The sequence below is a fragment of the Streptomyces sp. NPDC006997 genome (assembly GCF_040635175.1).
Classification (GTDB): Bacteria; Actinomycetota; Actinomycetes; order Streptomycetales; family Streptomycetaceae; genus Streptomyces.
On the sequence record NZ_JBEYHH010000038.1, the window covers coordinates 40,317 to 64,774 of the forward strand.

The 24,458-nt window shown below is 73.5% G+C and carries 22 protein-coding genes and 2 pseudogenes; 13 read left to right on the plus strand and 11 right to left on the minus strand.

The window, feature by feature from the left end:
- Window positions 1-11 precede the first annotated feature (11 nt).
- On the minus strand, window positions 12-665 hold the full coding sequence (locus ABZ659_RS29615; RefSeq protein ID WP_360225751.1) for a bifunctional DNA primase/polymerase: 654 nt from the start codon (window positions 663-665) through the stop codon (window positions 12-14).
- Window positions 666-1,021: 356 nt separating this feature from the next.
- Between ABZ659_RS29615 and ABZ659_RS29620 the strand changes: the two genes are divergently transcribed.
- Window positions 1,022-2,407 carry a transcriptional regulator gene (locus ABZ659_RS29620; protein WP_360225754.1) on the plus strand — a complete coding sequence of 462 codons (1,386 nt, stop codon included), beginning with the start codon at window positions 1,022-1,024 and terminating at the stop codon, window positions 2,405-2,407.
- 159 nt (window positions 2,408-2,566) lie between these two features.
- On the plus strand, window positions 2,567-4,144 hold the full coding sequence (locus tag ABZ659_RS29625; RefSeq protein WP_360225757.1) for a hypothetical protein: 1,578 nt from the start codon (window positions 2,567-2,569) through the stop codon (window positions 4,142-4,144).
- 24 nt (window positions 4,145-4,168) lie between these two features.
- Here ABZ659_RS29625 and ABZ659_RS29630 read toward each other — a convergent pair whose 3' ends face one another.
- On the minus strand, window positions 4,169-5,590 hold the full coding sequence (locus ABZ659_RS29630) for an ABC transporter substrate-binding protein (RefSeq protein ID WP_360225760.1): 1,422 nt from the start codon (window positions 5,588-5,590) through the stop codon (window positions 4,169-4,171).
- Window positions 5,591-5,707: 117 nt separating this feature from the next.
- On the opposite strand from ABZ659_RS29630, the gene ABZ659_RS29635 reads away from it, so the two are divergent.
- On the plus strand, window positions 5,708-6,208 hold the full coding sequence (locus ABZ659_RS29635) for a hypothetical protein (RefSeq protein ID WP_360225763.1): 501 nt from the start codon (window positions 5,708-5,710) through the stop codon (window positions 6,206-6,208).
- A gap of 46 nt (window positions 6,209-6,254) precedes the next feature.
- Window positions 6,255-7,136, plus strand: coding sequence for a formyltetrahydrofolate deformylase (gene purU, locus ABZ659_RS29640; RefSeq protein WP_360225766.1), 882 nt, complete (start codon window positions 6,255-6,257; stop codon window positions 7,134-7,136).
- A gap of 38 nt (window positions 7,137-7,174) precedes the next feature.
- Here the strand turns inward: purU and ABZ659_RS29645 are convergent, their stop codons facing one another.
- Together ABZ659_RS29645 and ABZ659_RS29650 are read right to left on the minus strand one after the other, a co-directional pair.
- The gene (locus ABZ659_RS29645) at window positions 7,175-8,656 is read right to left on the minus strand and encodes a zf-HC2 domain-containing protein (protein ID WP_360225769.1); all 1,482 of its coding nucleotides are present in this window, start codon (window positions 8,654-8,656) and stop codon (window positions 7,175-7,177) included.
- Window positions 8,653-9,246: a sigma-70 family RNA polymerase sigma factor gene (locus ABZ659_RS29650; protein WP_360225772.1), complete on the minus strand. Its 594-nt coding sequence runs from the start codon at window positions 9,244-9,246 to the stop codon at window positions 8,653-8,655. Before ABZ659_RS29650 ends, ABZ659_RS29645 begins: the two co-directional genes overlap by 4 nt.
- Window positions 9,247-9,592: 346 nt before the next feature.
- On the opposite strand from ABZ659_RS29650, the gene ABZ659_RS29655 reads away from it, so the two are divergent.
- Both ABZ659_RS29655 and ABZ659_RS29660 read left to right on the plus strand, forming a co-directional pair.
- Window positions 9,593-9,973, plus strand: a complete 381-nt coding sequence (locus tag ABZ659_RS29655) for an STAS domain-containing protein (RefSeq protein ID WP_360225818.1) — start codon at window positions 9,593-9,595, stop codon at window positions 9,971-9,973.
- Window positions 9,974-10,124: 151 nt separating this feature from the next.
- On the plus strand, window positions 10,125-10,637 hold the full coding sequence (locus tag ABZ659_RS29660) for an EF-hand domain-containing protein (protein WP_360225775.1): 513 nt from the start codon (window positions 10,125-10,127) through the stop codon (window positions 10,635-10,637).
- Here ABZ659_RS29660 and ABZ659_RS29665 read toward each other — a convergent pair.
- Window positions 10,621-10,943, minus strand: a pseudogene (locus ABZ659_RS29665) (cyclohexanecarboxylate-CoA ligase); the annotation flags it as partial. The gene ABZ659_RS29660 and the pseudogene ABZ659_RS29665 sit on opposite strands and share 17 nt — an antisense overlap.
- Window positions 10,944-11,410: 467 nt before the next feature.
- On the opposite strand from ABZ659_RS29665, the gene ABZ659_RS29670 reads away from it, so the two are divergent.
- On the plus strand, window positions 11,411-11,884 hold the full coding sequence (locus ABZ659_RS29670; RefSeq protein ID WP_360225821.1) for an ATP-binding protein: 474 nt from the start codon (window positions 11,411-11,413) through the stop codon (window positions 11,882-11,884).
- A gap of 580 nt (window positions 11,885-12,464) precedes the next feature.
- Here ABZ659_RS29670 and ABZ659_RS29675 read toward each other — a convergent pair.
- Window positions 12,465-13,511 carry a helix-turn-helix domain-containing protein gene (locus ABZ659_RS29675; protein ID WP_360225778.1) on the minus strand — a complete coding sequence of 349 codons (1,047 nt, stop codon included), beginning with the start codon at window positions 13,509-13,511 and terminating at the stop codon, window positions 12,465-12,467.
- Between the two features lie 71 nt (window positions 13,512-13,582).
- Between ABZ659_RS29675 and ABZ659_RS29680 the strand changes: the two genes are divergently transcribed.
- Window positions 13,583-14,887, plus strand: a complete 1,305-nt coding sequence (locus ABZ659_RS29680; RefSeq protein WP_360225781.1) for an MFS transporter — start codon at window positions 13,583-13,585, stop codon at window positions 14,885-14,887.
- Window positions 14,888-15,219: 332 nt separating this feature from the next.
- Here the strand turns inward: ABZ659_RS29680 and ABZ659_RS29685 are convergent, their stop codons facing one another.
- Window positions 15,220-16,404: an NAD(P)/FAD-dependent oxidoreductase gene (locus ABZ659_RS29685; RefSeq protein ID WP_360225784.1), complete on the minus strand. Its 1,185-nt coding sequence runs from the start codon at window positions 16,402-16,404 to the stop codon at window positions 15,220-15,222.
- 160 nt (window positions 16,405-16,564) lie between these two features.
- On the opposite strand from ABZ659_RS29685, the pseudogene ABZ659_RS29690 reads away from it, so the two are divergent.
- Together ABZ659_RS29690 and ABZ659_RS29695 are read left to right on the plus strand one after the other, a co-directional pair.
- Window positions 16,565-16,773 (plus strand): annotated as a pseudogene (locus ABZ659_RS29690) (OB-fold domain-containing protein); the annotation flags it as partial.
- 99 nt (window positions 16,774-16,872) lie between these two features.
- Window positions 16,873-17,478 carry a GNAT family protein gene (locus tag ABZ659_RS29695; RefSeq protein WP_360225787.1) on the plus strand — a complete coding sequence of 202 codons (606 nt, stop codon included), beginning with the start codon at window positions 16,873-16,875 and terminating at the stop codon, window positions 17,476-17,478.
- A gap of 2 nt (window positions 17,479-17,480) precedes the next feature.
- Here the strand turns inward: ABZ659_RS29695 and ABZ659_RS29700 are convergent, their stop codons facing one another.
- From ABZ659_RS29700 to ABZ659_RS29710, 3 genes are all read right to left on the minus strand, one after another.
- Window positions 17,481-18,170 carry a pyridoxal 5'-phosphate synthase gene (locus ABZ659_RS29700; RefSeq protein WP_360225790.1) on the minus strand — a complete coding sequence of 230 codons (690 nt, stop codon included), beginning with the start codon at window positions 18,168-18,170 and terminating at the stop codon, window positions 17,481-17,483.
- A gap of 27 nt (window positions 18,171-18,197) precedes the next feature.
- The gene (locus tag ABZ659_RS29705; protein WP_360225793.1) at window positions 18,198-18,629 is read right to left on the minus strand and encodes a pyridoxamine 5'-phosphate oxidase family protein; all 432 of its coding nucleotides are present in this window, start codon (window positions 18,627-18,629) and stop codon (window positions 18,198-18,200) included.
- Between the two features lie 581 nt (window positions 18,630-19,210).
- Window positions 19,211-19,846, minus strand: a complete 636-nt coding sequence (locus ABZ659_RS29710; protein WP_360225824.1) for a TetR family transcriptional regulator — start codon at window positions 19,844-19,846, stop codon at window positions 19,211-19,213.
- A 134-nt stretch (window positions 19,847-19,980) separates the two neighbouring features.
- Between ABZ659_RS29710 and ABZ659_RS29715 the strand changes: the two genes are divergently transcribed.
- The 3 genes from ABZ659_RS29715 (at window position 19,981) to ABZ659_RS29725 (ending at window position 24,003) form a co-directional block, all read left to right on the plus strand.
- A complete protein-coding gene (locus ABZ659_RS29715) occupies window positions 19,981-20,715 on the plus strand; it encodes a VOC family protein (RefSeq protein ID WP_360225796.1) in 735 nt (244 codons plus the stop codon).
- 156 nt (window positions 20,716-20,871) lie between these two features.
- The gene (locus tag ABZ659_RS29720) at window positions 20,872-23,313 is read left to right on the plus strand and encodes a serine/threonine-protein kinase (protein WP_360225799.1); all 2,442 of its coding nucleotides are present in this window, start codon (window positions 20,872-20,874) and stop codon (window positions 23,311-23,313) included.
- A gap of 183 nt (window positions 23,314-23,496) precedes the next feature.
- Entirely contained in the window at window positions 23,497-24,003 is a 507-nt protein-coding gene (locus tag ABZ659_RS29725) for a hypothetical protein (protein WP_360225802.1), read from the plus strand.
- Here ABZ659_RS29725 and ABZ659_RS29730 read toward each other — a convergent pair whose 3' ends face one another.
- Window positions 24,004-24,132: a hypothetical protein gene (locus tag ABZ659_RS29730; protein WP_360225827.1), complete on the minus strand. Its 129-nt coding sequence runs from the start codon at window positions 24,130-24,132 to the stop codon at window positions 24,004-24,006.
- Window positions 24,133-24,458 lie beyond the last annotated feature (326 nt).

The window sequence follows — 24,458 nt, forward strand, 5'->3', positions numbered from 1 at the left end:
ACGAGAAGGCGCTACCGGTCCCGCCCACACGCGTACGCCAACGGCGAGATCAACTCCTCCACGTCCGGCAGCCACCGGTTCACCGCGGTAGGCCGGCAGGCCCACTGCACCGCCCCCCGCGACCCGAACCGGGTGGGCGGCGCGGCCACGTACGCCCCGTCCCCGCACGCCACCAGATCCAGCGAGGCGGGCGCCCAGCCCAGCTTCCGCACCAGCTCCGGCACCTTCGCCGCCGCGCCCGGCAGCACGAAGAACCGCATCCGCCCGTCCGGCGCCAGAGTCACCGGCCCCAGCCGCAGCCCCATCCGCTCCATCCGGGCCAGCGCCAGGAACCCGGCCGTCTCCGGCACCGAGACGGCGTCGAAGGTGCGCCCCGTCGGCAGCAGGATCGACGCGTTCGGCTGCCGCTGCCACAGCCGCCGTACGGCGGTCGCGCTGCCCGTCGCCTGCGTCGCCCAGTCCGGGCGCACGGGGTGCGCCCCGGGCGCCTCACACGCGGCGTCGCCACAGCAGCAGAGCTGCCCACCGTCGACCGCTTCCAGCCAGGTGCCGGGGAACACGTCCCAGTGGCGGTCCTCGGCGTAGCGAACTGCGGTCTCCAGCAGCGATTCCCCGCGCTGCTTCGGAATCTGGACGGCATCGGTGGCCGGGATCGTCTCTTCCACGACCAACACAACTCCCGCACCCACCCCGGGTTACGGCCGGGCCGCGCGCGGGGGGAGAGCACCGGCGCCCTGTTCGGGGCGCACGGGTGCATGTCCGGGGGCGCGCGGGAGGATCCGCGGCGACGGCTGGGTAACCAGGTGGGGGGACGACACGGGCCGTTGGGTGAGGGGGCGGATCGGACGGTCTCCCGGCAATCCTCGCAAGCCTCGCATTTTCGGTATGTCCACTGGGCATTGATCTTCACGGCCGGAATCCTTCGGTGCCCGGCGCTGGCCGGTGCCCACGACGGGCCCCGGCCCGGAAGACACGTCAACTCGGTGCGCGGGCAGGCACCGCAGCCACAGGGGGTTACGCCATGGCCGCAAGGCCGCTTGTCGCGCGGCAGCCGAACGAACGGTTGCAGGCGCTCATCCAGGAAGCCGGTTGCTCGAACGCCGGACTGGCCCGCAGGGTCAACATGTGCGGCGCCGAGCACGGACTCGACCTGCGGTACGACAAAACGTCCGTGGCCCGTTGGCTGCGCGGTCAGCAGCCGCGCGGTCGGGCCCCGGCGATCATCGCGGAGGCGCTCGGCCGCAAACTCGGCCGTACGGTCACGATCGACGAGATCGGCATGGCCAACGGCAAGAACCTCGCGTCCGGCGTCGGCCTCCAGTTCTCGCCGACGGTACTGGGAGCCATCGAGCAGGTCTGCGAGCTGTGGCGCAGCGACGTGGGGCGCCGGGACTTCCTGTCCGGCTCCTCCGTCGCCGCGTCCGCGCTGGTCGAACCCAGCCGGGACTGGCTGATCTCCGCGCCGGACTCCCAGGTGTCCCGCTCGGCGGGCCCGCGCGTCGGACCGTCCGACGTGGCGGCCGTCCGCGCGATGACCCAGGCGCTGGTCGACCTGGACCACCAGTACGGCAGCGGGCACGTGCGGCCCGTCGTCGTGCACTACCTCAACAGCGTCGTCTCGGGCCTGCTCGCGGGCTCCTACCGGGAGTCCGTCGGGCGGGACCTGTTCGCCGCGGTCGCCCGGCTGACCGAGCTGGCCGGGTACATGGCCGTCGACACCGGCCAGCCGGGGCTGGCCCAGCGCTACTACATCCAGGCGCTGCGCCTCGCGCAGGCCGCCGGGGACCGCGGCTACGGCGGCTATGTGCTGGCGGCGTCCATGAGCCACCTCGCGGCCCAGCTGGGCAACCCGCGCGAGATCGCGCAGCTCGCGCGGGCGGCGCAGGAGGGGGCACGCGGCCGGGTCACCCCGCGCGCGGAGGCCATGTTCCACGCCGCGGAGGCCCGCGGGCACGCCGTCCTCGGCGACGCGCGGGCCGCGCAGGCGTCGACCGGGCGGGCGGTGAGCGCGATGGAGCAGGCCGCCGACGCCTCCGGGGACGACCCCGCGTGGATCGCGCACTTCGACGAGGCGTACCTCGCCGACGAACTGGCGCACTGCCACCGTGACCTCGGACACGCCGCCTCCGCGGCGCGGTACGCGCAGGAGTCCCTGGCCGGGCACCCCGAGGGCCGCGCCCGTCGACGGGCTATCGGCTACGTCCTGCTGGCCACCGCGCAGGTCCAGCAGCGGGAGATCGAGCAGGCCTGCCACACGGGACTGAAGGCGGTGGAACTCCTGGAGACCCTGCGCTCCAACCGGGGCGCCGAGTACCTGGAGGACTTCCAGCAGCGGCTGGAGCCGTTCCGTGAGGAGCCCGTGGTGCGGGAGTTCGGGGCGCGGCTGGAGTTGCAGGCGGCGGCGTGAGGGTCGACCGCCGCTCAAGGGGCAGTTGAGACGGCGGCCGGGTTTGTAACGGCGGTCACAGGGAAGGAGGCCCCGGTTCTGTCCTGCGTGGCATGGGACTTGGGAGACCCGGTAGCGTGAGCCGACGATTCCGAAGGTCCCCCATTCGTAGGAGTCCCGGTGACGCAGAGTGGACAGGGCGAGGAGCCCTCGGCGCGACCCGCGCACGAAGGCATCGTGCTGCCCTCCGACGGTGGCGAACCGCTGCTGCCGGGTACGACGACAGGGCCCGGCGGCCCGCGGCACCCCGCCCCGCCCGCGGGACAGACCTGGGGACAGCCCTGGGGACCCGACGGGGGCGACCAGTACCAGCCCCCGGCCCAGCCCCCCGCGCAGCCCCAGGCCCAGGCGGACGGCTGGGGCGCGCCGCCCGCCGAACAGCAGTGGGGCGGGCAGCCCCAGGGCGCGCCGGGCCCGCTCCCCCCGGAGGCGGCGCCCGCCCCGTCGTACGGGCAGCCCGACCAGGCGACGCGGTACCTGCCCCCGGTCCAGCCCGCCGCCCCCGCCGACGAGGGCGCCACCCAGTACCTGCCGCCGGTCCCCTCACACGGCGGCCCGCAGCCCGCCGACGAGGGCGCGACGCAGTACATACCCCCGGTGGCCCCGGGCGCGCTGCCCCCGGAGATGCCCCCGGCCCAGCAGCACGGCACCGGCCAGCCCCACCCGGCACCCCAGCCGTACGGCGGTCACCACGCCGCCCCGCGGCCTCCGGCGGAGACGACGCAGTACCTGGGCCGCGCCCAGCACCCGGGGAACGCCCCCGCGGGCCCCGACGCCGAGGCCACGCAGTACATACCCCCGGTGGCTGGGGGCGCGCCCTACGGCCACCAGGGCGAGGACCGGCAGCCCCCCGCCGAGTTCGAGGGGCTGTTCCGCAGCGACCCGGGCGGTGGCGCGCCCGCCGACGCCACCCAGCAGCTGCCCGTCTTCGAGGAGCCCCCCGCGCACTACCCCGCCCAGCCCGGGCACTACTCCGCGCAGCCCGCGTACGACCCGCCGGGCGGCGGCCGTGGACGGCGTGCCCTGCGCGACGACGACGGGGGCGGCCGGGGCGGCCGTACCGGGTCGAAGGTGCCGATGTTCGCCGCCGTGGGGATCGCCATCGCGGTCGTCGGGGTCGGCGCGGGCGCGCTGCTCGGCGGCGGCGACGGGGACGAGCAGACCGACGGCTCCAAGACCGTCTCCGCGACGGCGCCCGCGACGGAGGAGACCTCCGCGTCGCCGTCCCCGACCGTCGACCCGGCCCGGCAGCAGGCCGAGGAACTGGACAAGCTGCTGGCCGACAGCGGCAACAGCCGGGCCGCGGTGATCAAGGCCGTGGGCGAGGTGAAGTCCTGCACCAACCTCGCCGGGGCGGCCAAGTCGCTCCGCGAGGCCGCGCGGCAGCGCGACGGCCTGGTCACCAGCCTGTCCGCGCTCGCCGTCGACAAGCTGCCGAACCACGCCGAGCTGACCACCGCCCTCACCAAGGCGTGGCAGGCGTCCGCGTCGGCGGACAACCACTACGCGGCGTGGGCCGACCAGGTCGCGGGCAACAAGAAGCTCTGTCGCAAGGGCCAGGCGAGCGGCACCGGCCAGACGGCCGCGGGCAACCGCCAGAGCGGTATCGCCAGCGCGCAGAAGACCAAGGCCGCCGGGCTGTGGAACTCCATCGCGAAGCCGTACGGCCTCACCGAGCGGCAGCCGACCCAGCTGTGACCGCCGGGACGGGCGCCGTCGCCGTCAGTTGACGTCGGCGCCCTGAAGGATCTCCGTCACGTCGGTGAAGCCCTTGCGGGCCGCCACCAGCCGTCCGTCGCGGACGACCTGGAGGGTGACGTCCGCGTTGACGAGCCGGGGGAAGCCGACGGAGGCCAGCCGGTCCTGGAACTTCCAGCGCAGCGGCGGCGTCAGCCCGCCCGTGTCGGTCCGGAACCCGTTGTCCAGCTTCCGCCGTACCGTGTCGGCGGACACCTCCCCGTCGCCCAGGTCGGCGACCGCGGCCCGGAAGACGGTGTACGCGATCCAGGTGGTCTGCACTCCGGCGTCCGCGGGGTCGATGCGGTTGTCGGCGAACGCCTGCTCGCTGATCACCTCCTTCATGTCGTCCCACCGCCTGTCGCTGGCCACCGGGTACCAGCTGGTGACGTACGCGCCCTCGTACGGCCCCGACCCGCCGCCGGAGGCGTCGACGATGGTCTGGTCGGCGCTGCCGAGCACGGTCCCGGTGCGCACCTCGGGGAAGTCGGTGCGGGCGCGCCGGAAGGAGTCCATGAAGGTGCTGGTGCGGTCGCCGAGCGCGGGCACCACGCACCCCTTCTCGGCGTCGGCGTCGGCGTCTCCGGCGTCTCCGGCGTCTCCGGCGTCCCCGGCGCCCGCGGCGCCCGCGCTTCCGTCGGTGACCTCGGTACCGGTCGCCTGCTCGTCGTCGGTGCCGGTCGCCTCCCTGAGCGCCTGCTGGGACTGCTCGGAGTACTCGGTGGCGTCCTCCACGGCCCGTACGTCCTCGACGGGCTCGTGCCCCTTCGCCTCCAGGCCGGAGTTCAGCATCGCGGGCAGCTCGTCACCGGCGATGGTGTCGGGCCGTACCAGCGCGACCGGCCCGCAGTTCGGGGCCAGCGCCTCCCCGAGACCGGCGAGCAGCACCGGCTGGCCGCCGTTGACCGGGTAGGACAGCGGGCTGGTCAGCTCGGCGTTCGTGATGCCGTAGCCGCCGATGTAGGGGATCCTGGCGCCTTCGAGGACGGGGAAGAAGGAGTCGGCGTGCTGGCTGTAGGAGCCGAGGACGGCGACGACGTCCTCGTCGACGGCGCGGCGCGCGCACTTCGCGGCGCCCAGGCTGTCGTTGTGGTCGTTGCAGAGCAGGACCTTCAGCTCGCGGCCGTTGATGCCGCCCTGGCTGTTGACCCAGCGGGCGTAGGCCTGCGCGAGGGCGGGCATCCCCGGCTTGTTGGTCGCGCCGGTGTCCGTCGGGGCCCAGGTCATGACGGTGATCGCGTCGTCCCCGGAGCCCCCCGTGACCCCGGGGACGACCCCGCAGCCGACGGCGAGCGACGCGCACGCCACCAGCGCGCCCACGCCGCGTACGGCCGTTCTGACGGGCTTGCGGGGAGTGGGGCGGAAGGTGGGTCGGAATGTGCTGCGGGTGCTTGGCCTGCCGGTCATGCCTCCGCACGATTCCCCCACACGGCCAACCCGGGAGTGACCGTTGGTCAACGACCGGTGACGCCGAGGTGAATTGCGGGGGCTGGTGGGACCCGTGAGACGAAGAACGTACGATCGATGACCGTGCAAGGTACGGAGAACACTTCCCGTCGCGGCCGTCGCTCCACCACCATGGGCGGTATGCCACTCAACGACATGCCGTGGTGGCGCTGGCGCAGCAATGTGCGCTCCGCGCTGCACATGCTCTCCGACCCGGCGTTCCAGCGGGACGTCTGGCTGGCCGGGGTCGACGGCTACGGCGACGTCACCGACGCCGTGTACCGGCTGGTCGAGGACACCTGGCTCGACCACTGGTCCGCCGAGAAGTACGTCGGCACGATCTTCCGCGACTCGCAGGAGGCCGCCCTCGTCGACACCGCCGTGCTGCGGGTGCTGCGGATCATGCACCAGGTCGGCCCGGACGCCCCGGTCACCTCCTACGTCGAGCACCAGGGCTGGCCGGACGCGGTACGCGCCGCGCGGGACGCGCACGTACGGATGGCGACGAGCGACGGCGAGGACCCCGACACCCCGCCGCGCACCCTTGAGGTGCTGCGGATCCTGACCCGGTCCGCGTAGCGGGACGGCTGCCCGGCGGCGGGGCCGGTATGGGACCCTGGGCCGCATGAACGCGCAGTCCGCCCCCGCCGAGGCCCCGGCCGACCAGTACGTCCTCATCCTGTCCTGCCCCGACAAGCAGGGCATCGTGCACGCCGTCTCCAGCTATCTGTTCATGACCGGCTGCAACATCGAGGACAGCCAGCAGTTCGGCGACCACGACACGGGACTGTTCTTCATGCGGGTCCACTTCTCGGCGGAGGCGCCGGTGACCGTGGACAAGCTGCGGGCCAGCTTCGCGGCGATCGGCGACTCCTTCCACATGGACTGGCAGATCCACCGGGCCGAGGACCGGATGCGGGTCGTGCTGATGGTCAGCAGGTTCGGGCACTGCCTGAACGACCTGCTGTTCCGGGCCCGGATCGGCGCGCTGCCGGTGGAGATCGCGGCGGTGGTGTCCAACCACACCGACTTCGCCGAGCTGGTGGGCTCCTACGGCATCCCGTTCCACCACGTCCCGGTCACCAGGGACACCAAGGCGGAGGCGGAGGCGCGGCTGCTGGAGATCGTCCGTGAGGAGGACGTGGAGCTGGTCGTGCTCGCGCGCTACATGCAGGTCCTCTCCGACGACCTGTGCAAGCAGCTCAGCGGGCGGATCATCAACATCCACCACTCCTTCCTGCCGAGCTTCAAGGGTGCGAAGCCGTATCACCAGGCGCACGCGCGGGGCGTGAAGCTGATCGGCGCCACCGCCCACTACGTCACCGCCGACCTCGACGAGGGCCCCATCATCGAGCAGGAGGTCGAGCGGGTCGGCCACGACGTGACACCGGAGCAGCTGGTCGCGATCGGCCGTGACGTGGAGTGCCAGGCACTCGCCCGCGCGGTGAAGTGGCACGCCGAGCGCCGCATCCTGCTGAACGGGCGACGGACCGTGGTGTTCGCCTAGGTGCATCGCCCCGTGAGGTTCGGAACGCGGCTGGCGGGTCACATCCTGCTCAGCGCCGCCGCGGCGAACAGCACCTCCCTGATCGCGGACCGGTCGCCGAGCTGACCGGCCACCGCCTCCTCCGGGGGCACGTGGCCCGCGGCCAGGCGGCAGAACTCCACCCCGTCGAGGGCGACGTGCGCCACCTCGTGCTCGGCCGAGCCCACCGCCGCCGGGGAGTCCAGCGGGATCAGCCACTCGCCGCCGCCGGACCCCTCGATCTCCAGCCGCAGGCTGCGCCCGGGTTCCCCCGCGGCGACGAGGCGCGGGGCGGTCCCGGTGACGGCCAGCCCGGCCCGGCGCCGCGCGGCGAGCGCGTCCGGGAGCAGCCGGGCCGCGAGGTCGATCATCTGGTGCAGGTGACGCGGCGACGGCGGGGCGTACGGGTAGTCCACCGCATCCGCGATGTCCTCCGCGTGCACCCAGCACTCGAACGCCCGGTCGATCATGGCGTCCCGCAGCGGCAGCTCGAAGGCGCCGTACGACACCCCCAGCCCGCCCGAGCCGCTCCCGCCCGTCCCGCCGCCTCCCGTGAAGGCGACCGTCCGTACGACGTCGTGGCTCTGCTCCCGCCAGGGCGCCCGCACCGACCGGGTGGGCGGGAAGTGCGCCGCGCGCCAGTAGGCGTCGGTGCGCCCGGTGGGCGTCGGCGGGTCGGCGGCGAGGTCGCCGAGCGGGTCGTCGAGCCCGAGGGCGACCGCGATCAGCCCGTCCACGGCCAGCAGGTGCGCGATGACCCCCGCGACGGTGGTGCGGTGGCTGGTGCCCGCCCGGCCGGCGAACCAGCGCAGCCGGACCGGCGCGTGCCACTCGGCGTCCCCGAAGTCCTGGAGCAGGGCGTCCAGACGCGCGGTCTCGGCGTCGTACGGCATGGCCCAGCCGGGCACCGGGATGCGCGGTGGCCGCCGGTCGAGGCAGGACTGGAGGACGCGGGTGCGCAACGCCGGGTCCAGGTCGAGGCTCTCGGAGGGGTGCAGCAGGCCGACGGCCCCGCGCAGTCGCAGCGCCTCCTCGGCGCAGTTGCCGCAGTCGCCGAGGTGCTCCTCGACGGCGGCCGTCTCCTCCGCCGAGCAGGCGGCCAGCGCCCACGCGCCCAGCAGCGACTTCAGCACGCGGTGCGGCAGGACGAGCGGGGCGGGGGCCGCCTCCGGCTCGGCGGGCGGGTCGGCGAGGGCGGGCAGGGGCCGTCCGGTGTCCTCGACGGAGGCGCGGGGGAAGGGCACGCGCGGTGGCGGCCGGTCGTCGTCGCCGGAGGCGCGGTCCGTGCCGCCGTCGCCGCCGTCGCCGCCGTCGCCGCCGTCGCCGCCGGGCCCGCCGGGTCCCTTCGTACGGCCCCGCTGGCCGCGCGGGCCCCTTCCCTCCTCCCGCTCCTGCTCCTCGTCCTTGGGTTCGTCGCCGAAGTCTCCGTGGCCGTCCTCGTTCCTGTTCCCGTCCCTGTTCCCGTCCCCGTCGTACGCCCCGAACCGGTTGGCCTCCGTCACACCGCACCCCCGTACCCGTGCGGTCCCGGCGGCGTGCCGGGGGTTCCGACGTCGTGGGCCGTGGACAGCAGTTGCAGGCCGAGGCGGAGGCGGCGGCGGGCCTCGTCCTCGGTGACGCCGAGGTCGGCGGCGGTCTGGCGGTAGTCGCGGCGCTGGAAGTAGGCGAGGTCCAGGGCGGTGCGCAGCGGGGCGGGCATGGACTGGACGATGTAGTCGGCGCGGGCGGCCACGGAGGCGTGCCGGACCTTGTGCTCCAGCTCCTCCGAGGTCGCGGGGCCGTCGCCGTCGGCCAGCGCGGCGGTCTCGGTGGCGCGCAGCCGCTGGACGGCGAGCTGGTGGGTCAGGGCGGCGACCCAGGAGCGCAGGGGGCCCTGCTTGGGGTCGTAGGCGTCGGGGTGTTCCCAGACGTGCGCGAAGACCTCGCGGGTGACGCGGTCGGCGGCGTGCTCGTCGCCGAGGACGCGGTGGGCGAGGCCGTGCACCAGTGAGGCGAAGCGGTCGTACAGCTCGCCGAGGGCGGCTGCCTCGCCGCGGGCGAGCCGCTGCCGCATCTTGCGGTCCCAGCGGGGCGGTGCGTCCCGGTGCGCCATGCTGCCCCTCCCCGTGCCTACTGCCCCGTGCTCCGTGCCGCTTCGTGCTTCCTGCGGCTCGCTGTTCGCTGCTCCAGCCTGCGGCCGGTCTCCTTTCGAATGTAGTCGGCATGTCTGACAACGCACGCCCCTTTGTGGCAAAGCGCGCCCCCCGGCGGTCTGTTGGTGATAGGGGACCTTTGCCGCCCCTTTCGGGTTCTTCCGAAGCCGACGGGAACAAGCCTTTACCGATCGGTACCCGTTTTCCGCGCTGTGTTTCAGGGAACGGCCGCTGGGCAGCCGCGCAGGCAGGAAGCGCAGGAGCTGCCTCCGGTTCCGTGGCCGGACGGTCCGACGAGTGAAGGGCGTGGTGGTGGCGTTCAATGTGACCGGCGACGAGCAGGGCCGGTGGGCCGTGCTGCATGTGTCGGGCGAGCTGGACCTGGTGACGTCGCCGGTGCTGCGGCAGCGGGTGCACGACGCGGTGGCCGAGGGCCGCCACAGTCTCGTCCTCGATCTGTCCGAGGTGTTCTTCTGCGATTCCAGCGGCGTCGGCGTGCTCATCGCGGCCCGCCGCCTGCTGCGGTCCTGTCAGGGACGGCTGCGGCTCATACTCCCCGCGCAGGGCGCGGTCGACGGCAGCCACGTCAACCGGGTGCTGGGCGCCCTGGGGGTGCGCAGGCTGTTCGACGTGCACGCCGACCTCGACTCGGCCCTGACGGAGGAGGCCCGTCCGCTCTCGGCCTGAGCGCGCCCGTGTGTGCCACACGGTTGTCCCGAAGTTCCCCCAGTCCTGGCACAACCGTGGTTTTCACCGCCGTGGCCGCCCCTGCCGTCGTACGCTCCGTGCCAGACGCACCCCACCTGACATGCGACGACGTAAGGCGGCTCGGAGAGACATGGCCAGCAGCGAGTACGAGCGCAGGATCGCGGCCCGTTTCGCGATCTTCGACCAGAACGGCAACGGCTCCATCGACCGGGAGGACTTCAGCGGCGCGGCCAAGGCGCTGCTCGCGGAGTTCGGCACGGCGGCCCGCTCCGACCAGGGGCAGGCGCTGTACGGCGGCGCCGAGGCGTTCTGGCAGGGCATGGCCGGGATAGCGGACCGGGACGGCGACCAGCGCATCACCCGGGACGAGTTCGTCGGCGGCGCCGTCAAGCGGCTGCGGGACAACCCCGAACGGTTCGCCGAGATCGCCCGCCCCTTCCTGCACGCCGCCCTCGACGTCGCCGACGCGGACGGCGACGGCGCGGCGACCGTGGCGGACGTCACGCGCGCGCTGACCGCGCTGGGCGTGCCCGAGGACGGCGCGCGGCAGGTGGCGGCGGCCCTCGACGCCGACGGGGACGGCAAGGTGGGGGAGGCGGAGGTCGTGCCCGCTTTCACCCGGTACTTCACGGTTCCTGAGTGACCGTACGGTCGCGCGTGCCCGCGTAGCGCTCGCGCAGCCGGTACTTGAGCACCTTCCGCAGCGTCTCGTTGCGCGGCGGGGCGTCGACGACTTCCAGCCGTTCCGGCGGCTTGTGCGCGGACAGCCCTTCCGTGCGCAGGTGCGCCGTCACCGCCGCCAGGGTCGGCGGGGCGGCCCCCGGCGGCTGTCCGGCCACCGCGCACACCCGCTCCCCGCGCTCGGCGTCGGCAGCCCGATCACCGCCACGTCGCCGACGCCGGGATGCCGGTGCGGCAGTTCCTCGATCACCTTGGCGGAGATGTCCTCCGGGCTGTACGGGCATTCCGGGTTCTCCCGATAAGCGGCCCACGAATGTCGCGGATTGTGGCACGCCGATATTACGGAGCGTTGATATCGGCGCGTGTTCCCGGCGTGACTCGTCACGTCCCGGAGTCGGGGTCCGGCTCCGGTACCTTGGGTGGGATGCGAGTGGTTCCGGGCACCTGGCGTGCCGGTGGTGACCAGGAGGGCCCTGTGTCCCCGGCTGTTCGACTCCCCGGAGCGGGCGTCGCACAGTATCGCGCACGGGTAATCCTTCGCGCTGGAATATGCCCGAAGCGCTTGTTGGCGTGACGGTGCGTCAACCATGCTGTCCCGCGAGGGATTCACATTCCGTGACCCTTGCTCTGGCCGTTGTTCTGGCCATGCGGAAAATGGCTACGATCGTGGCCCTCGTGAGGCGTGAGCCTCGGTGTCCATCGGTTCGGATGGTGTGAGCGGTGCAGGTGCTTCAAGTGCAACTGGAGATCCGGCCCGACCCCGCTGAAGTGGGGCGCGCCCGGAGGTGGGCCCGGTCGCGGCTCGCCGGGTCGGGCATAGAGGTCGATGATCCGCTCGCCGAGAACCTGATCCTGCTCGTCTCCGAACTGGTCACCAACGCCGTGGTGCACACCGGCTGTCCGGCCGTGCTGCGGCTGTGCCTGCCCGAGGAGGTCGCCGAGTCCGCGACGGTCCGGCTGGAGGTCGCGGACTTCAGCACGCGCGCTCCGGTGCCGCGCTGGGTCGACGGCGAGGCGACCGGCGGCCGGGGGCTCGCCCTCGTCGACGGTCTCGCCGATCGCTGGGGCTGGTCTCCCGAGGGGGTCGGCAAGCGCATCTGGTGCGAACTCGACCGCTGTTCACGCGCCGACGGGCGCTCGGTGGCGTGCGCGGGTGGCACGCTCCCGGCACGCCAGGGGTACGAAGGGCTGGCGTACGAGGCGGTGTAGCGATGTGCGCCCGGGTGTGCTTCTGTGCGCGTGCGCTGCAAATAGGGCATAAGTAACAAAACTCCGAACGGGTGTTGACGTGGCGTGTCCGTTTGATCACGCTTGTGGGCAGCGATTCGCCGTGAGGGGACGACGAGGACTCGGGCGACGAGAGCCCTCGACGAGTGTGGGTCGTTGTGTCGGCGTCGGTCCCCTCAGGGCACGGGGAACGACAGGGCGACCACGCCGAGTCGGATGGCGGCGCGCGAGTCCTCCGCAGGGCGGACGGAACCGCGCCGCCAACCGGACCAACCCGCCCAGGGTGTGATGCGAAAGTCCCGCCTGCCGCCCGACGCCGGGCAACACGCCCTGGAGGACGGCGACCGGCGCCACCGGCGTCCCCGTCCCGCCGGCGAACGGTCCGGGCGTCGCCGACAGCGGGAACGCGGGGCTCCCGGTTCCTCCACGGGCTGTGGACAACTCCTCCAGGTTCCGGTTCCGCCCCTGCGGCATCCCTGAGCTGGTGACCCGGACGTACCCGGTCGCGGACAGCGAGAAGGCGGCGACGGACGCCCGCGCGGGACGGGGGGCCGCGCGGTGGTCACGTTCTGACGCCGCCGGGGCGGGCGGGGTGGGCGGAGCCGGCAGGGTCGGTACCCGCGCGGAAGGTGCGCCGGTAGGCCGTGGGGGTGACGCCGAGGGCCGCCTGGAGGTGCTGGCGCATCGACTGGGCGGTGCCGAAGCCCGCCTCGCGGGCCACCTGGTCCACGGACAGGCCGGTCGACTCCAGCAGGTGGCGGGCCCGCTCCACGCGCTGCTGGGTGAGCCACTGGCCGGGGCTGACGCCGGTCTCCTCGCGGAAGCGGCGGGTGAACGTCCGGACCGACATCGACTCCCGCGCGGCCATGTCCCGCAGCTGGATCGGTTCGCCGAGGCGGCCGAGCGCCCACGCGCGGGCGCTCGTCGTGGTCGCGGACTGCGGGTCGGGCACCGGCCGCTCGATGTACTGGGCCTGCCCGCCGTCGCGGTGCGGCGGTACGACGGTACGGCGGGCCACGTCGTTGGCGACGGCGGCGCCGTGGTCGCGGCGCACCATGTGCAGGCACAGGTCGATCCCGGCGGCGACGCCCGCCGAGGTGAGCACGTCGCCGTCGTCGATGAACAGCACGTCCGGGTCGACCCGCACCTTCGGGAACATCCGCTGGAAGCGGTCGGCGTCGGCCCAGTGCGTGGTCGCGGGGCGGCCGTCCAGGTAACCGGCGACGGCGAGGACGTACACGCCGGTACAGATGGAGGCCATGCGGGTGCCGGGGCGGACGCGGGCGAGGGCGGCGGCGAGTTCGGGGGTGGGCACGCCGTCGTCGTAGACCGGCCCGAGCTCGTACGACGCCGGGACGATCACCGTGTCCGCGGTGGCGAGTGCTTCCGGCCCGTGGGCGACGTGGATCGCGAAGTCGGCGTCCGTGGCGACGGGGCCGGGCGGGCGGACCGAGCAGGTGACGACCTCGTACAGGGGGCGCCCCGAGGCGTCGCGGGGGCGGCCGAAGATGCGGTGCGGGATGCCCAGTTCGAAGGGGAGCAGGCCGTCGAGGGCGAGGACGACGACGCGGTGCGGGGCGCCCGCGGGGGTCTGGTCGACCGTATCCATGGCCCGATCCTAACGAATGCTGTCCTTCGGGCCACTCGATGGGAGGAGGCACGGGACGGAAGCTGTATGACGTGACCCAGACAACCGATGCGGCCGTCACGCCCGACCAGGACGGTGCCAGGCCGAAGACCCCCCGCGTCCACTGGGCGTGGTTCGCCGCCGCCGTCACCTTCGTGACGATCATCGGCGCCGCCGCCTTCCGCTCCCTGCCCGGACTCCTCATCGACCCGCTGCACCAGGAGTTCGGCTGGTCGCGCGGCACGATCGGCGCGGCCGTCTCCGTCAACCTCGCGCTCTACGGGCTCACCGCGCCGTTCGCCGCCGCGCTGATGGACCGTTTCGGCATCCGGCGCGTGGTCGCCGTCGCGCTGACGGTGATCGCGGTCGGCTCCGGCGCCACCGTGTGGATGACGTCGGCGTGGCAGCTGATGCTCTGCTGGGGCCTGCTCGTCGGCCTCGGCAGCGGCTCCATGGCGCTCGCGTTCGCCGCGACCGTCACCAACCGCTGGTTCACCGCACGGCGCGGCCTGGTCACCGGCATCCTCACCGCCGCGTCCGCCTCCGGACAGCTGGTCTTCCTGCCGCTGCTGTCCTGGATCGTCGAGACCCACGACTGGCGGCCCGCCGCCGTCACGGTGTCGCTCGCGGCCCTCGCCGTCGTCCCCTTCGTCTGGCTGCTGCTGCGCGACCACCCGGCGGACGTGGGGCTGCGGCCGTACGGCGCCACCGAGTTCGTCCCCAAGCCGGAACCCGTGCCGGGCGCCGCGCGCCGCGCCGTGACGGTACTGCTGTCGGCGGCCCGCACCGGGCCCTTCTGGCTGCTCGCGGGCACCTTCGCGATCTGCGGCGCCTCCACCAACGGGCTGATCCAGACCCACTTCGTGCCCGCGGCGCACGACCACGGGATGCCGATCACGGCCGCGGCGTCGCTGCTCGCCGTCGTCGGGATCTTCGACGTGGTCGGCACGGTGGCCTCCGGCTGGTTCACGGACCGCTTCGACGCGCGCCGCCTGCTGGCCACGTACTACGCCCTGCGCGGCGTCTCCCTGCTCTTCCTGCCGATCCTGCTCGCGCCGAGCGTGCACCCGCCGATGGTGTTCTTCATCGTCTTCTACGGCCTCGACTGGGTCGCCACCGTCCCGCCGACGATGGCCCTGTGCCGCGAGCACTACGGCGACGACTCCGCGATCGTCTTCGGCTGGGTCCTCGCCTCCCACCAGGTCGGCGCCGCGCTGGTGGCGTGGCTGGGCGGGGTCGCGCGGGACGTCTTCGGGGCGTACGACGTGGTCTGGTACGCCTCGGGCGCGCTGTGCGCGGCGGCGGCCCTGCTGTCCCTGGTGATCCGGCGCCGGACCCCCACACCGGTGGCCGCGTGAACCGGCCCCGGCGGAAGAGCGGCGACGGCCCGTCTGTGGAGACCCGGACGCCGGGGACTTGCGCATCCTGAAGCGGGACTGACGCTCAGCGCCCTTCGACGCGAGGACCGCGGCGTTCCGCGAAGGCCGTGAGGCCCTCCCGGGCGTCCGCCGTCGTCGTTCACCGCACGCGAGGGTGCGGGCCCGGCGGGAGTCGGTGGTGAGGGTGCTGTGGGTTGATCCGAGCATCGGTCAGCCCACTGCCACTCAGGCCACCGTCACCCAGCTGACCGTCACCCAGCTGACGGTCACCCAGCCGACCGTCTTCCACCTGATCGTCCGCCACGTGACCGTCACCCCACCACCCGCGACACCTTCCCGCCCAGCCTCCGCGTCACGGACTTGGCGATCTTCTCCGCGTCGATCGCCATCTCCCGGAACATGCCGCTGATCGGGTTGGTGAAGCCGGTGAAGTACAGGCCGGGGGCGCCGTCGGGGGTGCGGGCGCCGTGCGCGACCGGGCGGCCGCGGGTGTCGAGGACGCCGAGGTGGCCGACGAGGTCCTCCAGGCCGCGGACGTAACCGGTGGCCGCGATGACGGCATCAGGGGCGACCCGGTCGCCGTCGGCGAGGACGACCTTGCCGTCCTCGAACCCCTCCACGGCGGCCACCACCTCGACCCGCCCGGCCCGCACCGCGTCCACGAGGCCGACGTCCTGCACCGGGATCGCGCCCTCGCGGACCCGGCTGTAGAGGCCGGTGTCGGGGCGGGGCAGCCCGTGCGCCGAGAGGTCGGGCACGCTCAGCCGGGCCACCGGCCGGGCCAGCCGGTCGACCAGGCGGACGGGGAGGCGCCGGATGAGGACGGCGGTGTACTGGGCGGCCCACCCGGCGGTGGACCGGCGGACGATGTGCGGGGTGGTGCGGACGGCCAGCCGTACCCGGGACGCCCCGCCCTCGACCAGGTCGACGGCGATCTCCGCGCCGGTGTTGCCGACCCCGACGACCAGCACGTCACGGCCCGCGTACGGCTCGGCGTCGCGGTAGTGGGCGGCGTGCGTGAGGTCGCCGGTGTAGCTGTCGCGGCCGGGCCAGTCGGGGACGCGGGGCGTGTGGTTGAAGCCGGTGGCCACGACCACCGCGCCACCGGTCAGCTCCCGGCCCCCGGTGGCGTGCAGCAGCCAGCCGGTGCCGTCGGGCGCCCGGTCGACGCGGGACACCTCGACACCGGTGACGATCTCCAGCTCGTGGTGCTCGGCGTACTTCTCCAGGTAGCGGACCACGTTGTCGCGGGAGACCCAGCGGCCGAAGCGGCGCGGTATCGGCAGCCCCGGCAGGGCGGACAGCCGCCGGGTGGTGTGCAGGTGCAGCCGGTCGTAGTGGCCGCGCCAGGACGCGCCGACGCGGTCGGCCTTCTCCAGGACGACCGCGCGTATGCCCCGGGCGCGCAGCGCGTAGGCGGCGGAGAGTCCGCCCGGCCCGCCGCCTATGACGTACACGGGCCGGTCTGCGGGGTGGGGAGTGGAGGAGTGGGCCATGAGCGCGAGCGTAATACCGTGCCGTGTTGTTGGGTCTCGGTCAAGACCGGAATTGGTTGCGGATCGATCACGGGTGTGTGGGTCGTGTGCGGACGCGCACCGTCATGCGTCCCCTCGCACGACCTGAGGGCTTGGGCCCACTCATCTGACGCTCCGACAGCTCTGGGCGTGGTCCGTCATCCACCGCAACGACCTGCCGTCCTTCCCCTTCCCGGCGCGCACCCCGTACCCGCCGCCGTGGTCGACCTCGCGGAGGGCCCGCGGTTGGCGACGGAGGTCGTGGACTGCGTACCGGCGGACCCGCGGGCCGGGACGGACCTCACCGTCACCTCCCGGGAGGGAATCCCCGTCCTCTGTCCCACGCCGTAGACCGCACGCCGTTGACCGCACGCCGTAGACCGCACGCCGCAGACCGCAACCGCACCTGACCCACGTGAAGTCGGGGCGCCGACGCGTTTCAATGGCCGGATGGCCCACCGCATAGTCACCCCTACCCGCCCCCGCGACCCCCACCCCGAACCGCACGGTCACGGACTGCGCCTGTGCCGCTGGGACGCGGACTCCGACGCCGACGTGGCGGACTGGCTGCGCGGGCTGACCGACCCCGCTTTCCAGCGCTGGAACACCCCCGCGCTCCCCATCACCGACCTCGACTCCGCCCGCGCCTCCCTGCGCGCCAAGGCGGAGCACGAGACGGACGGCACCGGCGTGTCCTTCCGGATCACGGACGCGGTGACGGGGACGACCCTGGGCCACATCGGCGTCAACGAGATCAACCACGCCCTGCGCGTCGCCCGGGTCGGCTACTGGACCCTCCCCGAGGCCCGAGGCCACCGCGTCGCCACCCGCGCCCTCGCCCTCGCCGCCCGCTGGGTCCTGACCGACCTCGGCCTGCACCGCCTGGAACTGGGCCACGCCGTGGGCCACGACGCCTCCTGCCGGATCGCCGAGCGGTGTGGTTTCCCGTACGAGGGGACCCTGCGCGGCGCGATGTGGGAGGCGCGGGACCGGGACGCCTTCCGCGACGTCCACCTGCACGCCCGCCTGGCCACGGACCCGCCCCCGGCCCTCTGACCTCACGGCCACAACAGCTCACGAACCCAGTCCGCACCCCCTTCCCCCCTGCGGTACCGCACCCGCACGTGCCGCCGCTCCCCGTCGCCCTGGAAGAACTCCACCGCGTCGGCGCGCACCCGGTACAGCGTCCAGGTCGGGACGGGCGCGTCCGGCTCCCGCCGGGCCCGTTCCCAGGCGGCCCGCGAGGCGCGCTCCAGGTCGTCGTACGACGTCAGGACCTCGCTCTGGTGGCCGGTGAGCGCCGCCGCCAGCGCGCCGGTGGAGCGGGCGTGCAGGTCGGCGGCGCTCTCCGCGGCCGGGGCGGACGTGACCGGGCCCCGTACCCGCACCTGGCGGCCCAGGACCGGCCAGTAGAAGCCGAGCGCGGCGTACGGGCGGTCGGTGAGCTGGCGGCCCTTGGCGCTGGTGGCGTGGGTCGCGAAGGACCAGCCCTCCCGGTCGGCGCCGTGCAGCATCACCGTCCGTACGTCCGGGAGCCCCGAGGCGTCCGAGGTGGCCAGGGACAGGGTGTGCGGCTCGGGCTGCCCCGCCGTCACCGCGTCCGCGAACCACGCCGTGAAGAGGGCGAGGGGGTCGGCGGGCGCGGTCGCCGGGTCGAAGGGGGGCAGCTCGGTGATCTCGGGGTCCCAGACGCGCAGGGACCTCAACAGCGCCGCCAGATCCGTCGCACCCGTGGGATCGGTAGTCATGCCCCGATTGTCAGGCCCCGGCCGAACTCAGAAGGTGCCGAGGTCCGAGCCCACCCAGCGCTCCGGGCGCATGTGGTGGACGATCGTGTCGGCGTGTTCCTTCGCGGTCGAGGTGTACTCGACGTACGCCTCGACCTTCTCGGCGGCCATGTAGCGGCTGGCCATCTCCCGGACGTGTTCCGCGTAACCGGTGTAGCTGTCGGTGATGGGGCCCTCGACGGACACGTAGCGCACGGAAGGCGTCAGCCGGTCCACCATGAGGGTGATCCGGCCCGACTCGCTGATGAGCTGGTTCTTGCGGGACTTGCGGCCGGTCATGAACCAGATGTCGCCGCCGGGCGTGTACTTGTACCAGATGGGGACGGTGAGCGGGGCGCGGTCCGGCCCCGCGTAGACGGAGAGTGCCGCGATATGCGGCTGGGCTAAAAACTCCTCGCGTTCTTCGCGCGTCAGGGCCACTGCGGTCTCCTTCGGTCGGTGATGCGCTGGAAGACGGAGCGTGGGGGAGGTTACGGGGAGGGCGGGCATCACGCACGGTGCCGGGCGTCCTCGGACCGTGCTCCGTGCATACGGCGGGGACACAACGCGAGGAACGCGGCGCCGGGAACAGAACGCCCACCGACCCCACGCCTGTTTCCGTCCCCTCACCCAGCGCACGGCGCCACCGTTCCCGACGAGCGGAACCAGCCACCCGTCCCGTCCCCGAGGCCACCCCCGGCCGGGGCTGGTGTCGCCGCGCTCCCAGGTCGTGCGGCTGGACGGGTGAGGTTCTTCGGCGAGGTCACATGAGAGGCGCGCGCCCTGCGGCTCGCCCAGCGGGTGTCCGACACCGTTCTGGCCGCGTACGCCGCGTACCGGGAGCGGGTGGAGCGTGAGATCCGGCTCCTGGCCGTCGTACCAGGAAAGTGACGTACGGGGGCATGACGCACCGCAGGCGGTGGCCCACGTCAGGGTGGGCCACCGCCTGCGGTACAGGACAGGACTCTTCGGGTCAGGAGCGCCAGGAGCGCCAGGAGCGTCGGGGCGTCCGGTACGTCGGGCTACCTCGTCGGCTTCTTCCCGGTGACCCCCAAGTACACCAGCAACGCAAGATTGGGCTTCAGTTCCGCCTGCTTCACACCCCAGGACGTGAAGCCCTTCTGGTGCGAGGCCACGGCCGCGAGCATCGCGACCAGCGAACCGGCGATCGCGGCCGGGTTCACGTCCTTGTCGACCCGTCCCTTGGACTGCAGTTCGGCGACCGCGTCCGCGAGGGAGCTGTTCACGGAGTTGAGGATCTTCATCCGGAGCTTGTAGAACCGCTTGTCGCCCTCGGCGGCACCGAGGTCCACGACGCGCAGGATGGCGTCGTTCCTCCGCCAGAACTCCAGGAACGCGTCGACCAGTTCCTGCGCGGTCTGCCACCCCGCCTTGCCGACCCAGGACCGCCCCTGGAGGACCTCGGTCAGACCGGCGCCCTCGGTGGCCATCTGCTCGGCGACCTCCAAGACGGCGCCCTCGACGTCCGGGAAGTACTGGTAGAAGGTCGCGGGCGAAGTCCCCGCCCTGCGGGCGACGTCGATGACTTTGACGTCGCGGTACGGAGAGGAGCTGAGCATCTCGCTGAGGCAGTCCAGCAGCTTCTGCCGCGTCGCCTGCCCACGCCGACCGGCCACGCGGCCGTCGACGGTACGCACTTGTCCTGTCATGCCGTCAGCTTACCGAGGGGTGATCTGAGCGCTATTCGGCCGAGTGCAAATGGGGTGTGCCGGGTCCGACGGGCGGTGTTCCCTGGTGGGCGGGGTGCGCGCCGGGCCGTTACGTTGACGACATGGCCGAAAACAGGGCATCTGCCGCCGAAGAGACGTACCCCGAGGGCGTCCCCTGCTGGCTGGACGCGCAGCTCGCCGACGTGGAGGCGGGCAAGCGGTTCTACGGTGGGCTCTTCGGGTGGTCCTTCGAGGAGTCGTACGGCGGCACGGTGTGGGCGTACGCCGAGGGGGAGCCGGTGGCCGCGCTCGCCCAGAAGACGGACGGACGGCTGCCCACCGTCTGGACGGTGTACTTCGCCACCCCCGACGCCGACGCCCTGACCCGGCGCGTCCACGCCGCGGGCGGCCAGATCGTCGCGCATCCGATGCCGCTCGGCGACCTGGGCACCGCCGCCCTCGTCACCGACCCCGAGGACGCCGTCTTCGGCCTCTGGCAGTCCGGCACCCACACCGGCTTCGGCCGCCGGCACGAACCCGGCACCTTCGCGTGGGCCGAGCTGTACGCCCGCGACACCGACGCCGCCAACACCTTCTACGGCGACCTCTTCCACGACGCCCTGTTCGGGCCCGGCGCCGAGCCCGACTTCGGGCGCGCCCCCCTGGCCGACGTCTTCCCCGCCCAGATGCCGCCGCACTTCCTCGTCCACTTCCGGGTGGCGGACTGCGCGGCGGCGCTGGCGGAGGTGGTCCGGCTGGGCGGGCGGGTGCAGGCTGATCCCTTCGTCACCTCGTATGGGACCGTGGGCGTGGCGAGTGACGACCAGGGGGCGTCGTTCGCGGTCCTGGAGCGCTGAGCTGCCACCCTATGGTGCTGTCTGGGTGAGACATCCCGATTCGTCACCGGGTTCGCAACCTGCGCCCCGGCCAGGAAGAATCGGGGTGCGTGCCGCCAGGGCGGTGCGGTGGTGAGACGCTGCACAGGGCGGCTCGTACGGGGAGGTGGCAGGCAAGTGGTGGATCAGCTGACGCAGCACGACCCGCGGCGGATCGGGCCGTTCGAGGTGCTGGGGCGGCTGGGAGCCGGGGGCATGGGGCTGGTCTATCTGGCGCGCTCGGCGTCCGGACGCCGCGTGGCGATCAAGACGGTCCGCACCGAACTGGCGGAGGACCAGCTCTTCCGGGTCCGCTTCACCCGCGAGGTGGAGGCGGCCCGCGCGGTCTCCGGCTTCTACACGGCGGCCGTCGTCGACGCCGACCCGCGCGCCGCGGTGCCCTGGCTGGCCACCGCGTACGTCCCCGCGCCCTCCCTGGAAGAGATAGTGAACGACTGCGGACCGCTGCCCGCCCAGGCGGTGCGCTGGCTGGCCGCGGGCGTCGCCGAGGCGCTCCAGTCGATCCACGGCGCCGGACTGGTCCACCGCGACCTCAAGCCGTCCAACGTCCTCGTCGTCGAGGACGGTCCCCGGGTGATCGACTTCGGTATCGCCTCCGGGGTCTCCAACACCCGGCTGACCATGACGAACGTCGCCGTCGGCACCCCCGCCTACATGTCCCCGGAGCAGGCCAAGGACTCGCGCAGCGTGACCGGCGCCTCCGACGTCTTCTCCCTCGGCTCCACCCTCGTCTTCGCCGCCACCGGCCACCCGCCCTTCCACGGGGCCAACCCGGTCGAGACGGTCTTCATGCTGCTGCGCGAGGGCCCCGACCTGGAGGGCCTCCCGGACGAGCTGCGCCCGCTGATCGAGTCCTGTATGCAGATGGACGCCGGGGCCCGCCCCACCCCCGCCGACCTCCAGGCCCAGCTCGCCCCCCACCTCTTCGGCTCCGGCTCCGACGACAGCGGTACGGCGTCGGCGTGGCTGCCGGGCAGGGCCGTCGCCCTGATCGAGTCCCGCCGCGGCGGACGGCTCCCCGCGCCCAAGCCCGCCCACGGCGGCGGTCACGGGGGCGGTCACGGGGGCGGCGGACCGTACCCCGGTGGCCGCAGCGGTGGCGGTGGCCGACCGCACGTCCCGCCGCCGCCCCCGCACGACCCGGTCGTCCCGCCACCGCCCACCGCCCCGCCCGTCCCGGCGCCCGTACCCGCCCCGACCGGCGCTCCCGACGGCGGCCCGGTCCGGCTGGCCGGGGCCCGCGTGCCCATCGGCCCCGGCCCGCGCGTCGCCGACGTCCGCGCCACCGCCCTCCAGGCACCCCCGCCCGAGGCGGGCCTCGCCGCGTCCTGGTCCAAGCCGCGCCCCGGCGTCAACGGCGCCGACGCGGCCCTGCCCGGCGCCGCCGACCGCACGGCACCCGCGCCCGTGGCGGCTCCCGACCCGGGGGCGACCGGCTGGCGCCCCTGGCGGTTCCGCATGTCCAACGACGTCTGGGGCACCCCGGCCGTCGCCGCCGACCTCGTCTACGTCACCTCCTTCGAGGTGCACGCCCTGGACGTCGCGACCGGCCGACGCCGCTTCAAGACCCGCGACGTCGCCTGGTCGATGGCCGTCGCGGACGGCCGCGTCCACGCCTCCGACGGGCCCACGCTGTACGCCCTCGACGCACGCGAGGGCACCGACCTGTGGCGGCTGTCCACGGACGCCTGGGTGTACTGCCTGCGGGCCGAGCGGGGCACCGTCGTCACCGGCACCCGCGGCGGCGGCGTCCAGGCGTGGGAGGCGTCCAGCGGGCAGAAGCTGTGGGAGGTCAGCGGCTGCCAGACCGACTTCGAGACCGCGGAGGCCGGACCCGTCCTGCACGACGGCACCGTCTACGTCTGGCAGGACGCCCGGCTGCGCGCCCTGGACGCCCGCACCGGCGACGAGCGCTGGTCCTACCCGATCGGCGACGCCGCCTCCTGCGGCGGGGTGCCGGTCCGGGTCACCCACGCGCCGGACGGCCACGTCTACGTCTGCGCGGGCACCCGCGTCATCGCCGCCGACGTCACCACCGGCCACGTCCGCTGGCACTTCGAGGCCCCCGCGGTCTTCCTCTGCCCGCCGACCTTCGTCCCCGGCCCCGCGGTCACCGGCGGCGGCGTCTACCTCGCCGACTACCTCGGCACCGTCTACGCCCTCGACGCCACCGACGGACGCGACCGCTGGCGCATCGCCACCGAGGCCCGCGCCGCCACCGACCCGGTGCTGGTCGCCGCGGGCCACGTGCACGTCGGCAGCGGCACCGGGCTCTACACGCTGGACGCGGTCACCGGCACGCCCAAGTGGCGCTTCCAGGCGGGCGGCGACATCGTCGGCGCCCCGGCGGTCGCCGAGGGCCGCATCCACTTCGGCTCCACCGACCACCTCCTCTACACCCTCAAGGCCGACGACGGCCGACTCCGCTGGAAACTCGCCACCGGCGGCGAGATCACCGGCTCCCCGGTGGTGCGGGACGGCATCGTGTACGCGTCCAGCAAGGACCGCTGCGTGTACGCCCTGGACGCGGAGAAGGGCACCGGCACGGCGCGCGGCTGACCGGCCGGGTGACGTGCGGGACGGCCGTCGTACCGGCGTACGGAAGGGGGCCCGAACGGCGGCCGTCCTCCCCGACCGTACGCCGGGTACGGGCTGGTCGCCACGCGGTGACATGGCCGTGACAGATCACTGGCTAGGGTGTGGGCCATGCAGATTCGGGGGAGCGCACTCAAGCTCACAGCGGTGTCGGCATTGGTGGTCCTGGCCCTGACGGGCTTCTCGACGGGTCGCGGCCACCGCTCCGGCGATTCGGACGGCGGCGGATGCAGCAGCTCCAGTCAGAACCACGACACTTCGTCGGTAGGCAAGTACGACGACGATGACGACTACGACTACGACTACGACGGCGACTACAGCGGCAGTTCGGGATCAGGATCAGGATCAGGCTCCGGCAGCAGTCAGAGCGGTACGTCCCTGGAGGCGGCCACCGTGGAGCTGGTCACCTGCGCCACACCGGACCAGCCGTACGCCACCGTCGAGGTGACCAACCCCAACGCTGCGGAGGGGACGTTCACCGTGACGGTGGACTTCGAGGACGCCACGTACGCCGTGATCGCCGCCCCGCAGCAGGAGATCGACGTCCCCGCCCACGAGACGGTGACCATGCGGGTGGACCTGGGCAGTGCCGAGTCGCAGGTCGCCGACATCGACCACTGCGAGGCCGAGGAACTCGCCCCCGCGGCCGTCTGATCACCGGGTACGGAACTCCGCGCGGCGGGCGGCGAACAGCGCCGCCCGCCGCGCCCCCGGCAGGTTCCCGAGCGTGAGCAGCCGCGGCGCCTGCGCGAACCGCGCCGCCAGCGCCGCCTCACGCCCCACCCACAGCGCCCCTGCGGATCACCGCCCGCGTCAAGGACATAGCCAAGGCCTACGCGAGTTGGGCAACTACATGATCCCGCGAGAGATCGAATCCCTCCCCGACCTCCCACGCAACGCAAGCGGAAAGGTCCTGAAGAGCGACTTGAGGAAGCGGGGCCGTTGAGACTGGCGCCTGCTGGGTTGGTTGCCGTGGGGGCCGCCCGCTTCTTTGCCAGGGTCGTGCTTCCGCGTCCCGGCCTCAAGGGCGCTGCGCTGTCGCTCCGCGTCGCCTTCGGCGATGGCCCTTCGGGCCACCCTTGACCCCGGGCCGCTCCAGCACGGGTGAG

Excerpts from the sequence above, each read along its gene's own strand:
- ABZ659_RS29620 (WP_360225754.1), top strand. The coding sequence starts at position 1,022 with ATGGCCGCAAGGCCGCTTGTCGCGCGGCAGCCGAACGAACGGTTGCAG.
- ABZ659_RS29630 (WP_360225760.1), bottom strand. The coding sequence starts at position 5,590 with ATGACCGGCAGGCCAAGCACCCGCAGCACATTCCGACCCACCTTCCGC.
- ABZ659_RS29635 (WP_360225763.1), top strand. The coding sequence starts at position 5,708 with ATGACCGTGCAAGGTACGGAGAACACTTCCCGTCGCGGCCGTCGCTCC.
- purU (WP_360225766.1), top strand. The coding sequence starts at position 6,255 with ATGAACGCGCAGTCCGCCCCCGCCGAGGCCCCGGCCGACCAGTACGTC.
- ABZ659_RS29650 (WP_360225772.1), bottom strand. The coding sequence starts at position 9,246 with ATGGCGCACCGGGACGCACCGCCCCGCTGGGACCGCAAGATGCGGCAG.
- ABZ659_RS29660 (WP_360225775.1), top strand. The coding sequence starts at position 10,125 with ATGGCCAGCAGCGAGTACGAGCGCAGGATCGCGGCCCGTTTCGCGATC.
- ABZ659_RS29675 (WP_360225778.1), bottom strand. The coding sequence starts at position 13,511 with ATGGATACGGTCGACCAGACCCCCGCGGGCGCCCCGCACCGCGTCGTC.
- ABZ659_RS29685 (WP_360225784.1), bottom strand. The coding sequence starts at position 16,404 with ATGGCCCACTCCTCCACTCCCCACCCCGCAGACCGGCCCGTGTACGTC.
- ABZ659_RS29695 (WP_360225787.1), top strand. The coding sequence starts at position 16,873 with ATGGCCCACCGCATAGTCACCCCTACCCGCCCCCGCGACCCCCACCCC.
- ABZ659_RS29700 (WP_360225790.1), bottom strand. The coding sequence starts at position 18,170 with ATGACTACCGATCCCACGGGTGCGACGGATCTGGCGGCGCTGTTGAGG.
- ABZ659_RS29715 (WP_360225796.1), top strand. The coding sequence starts at position 19,981 with ATGGCCGAAAACAGGGCATCTGCCGCCGAAGAGACGTACCCCGAGGGC.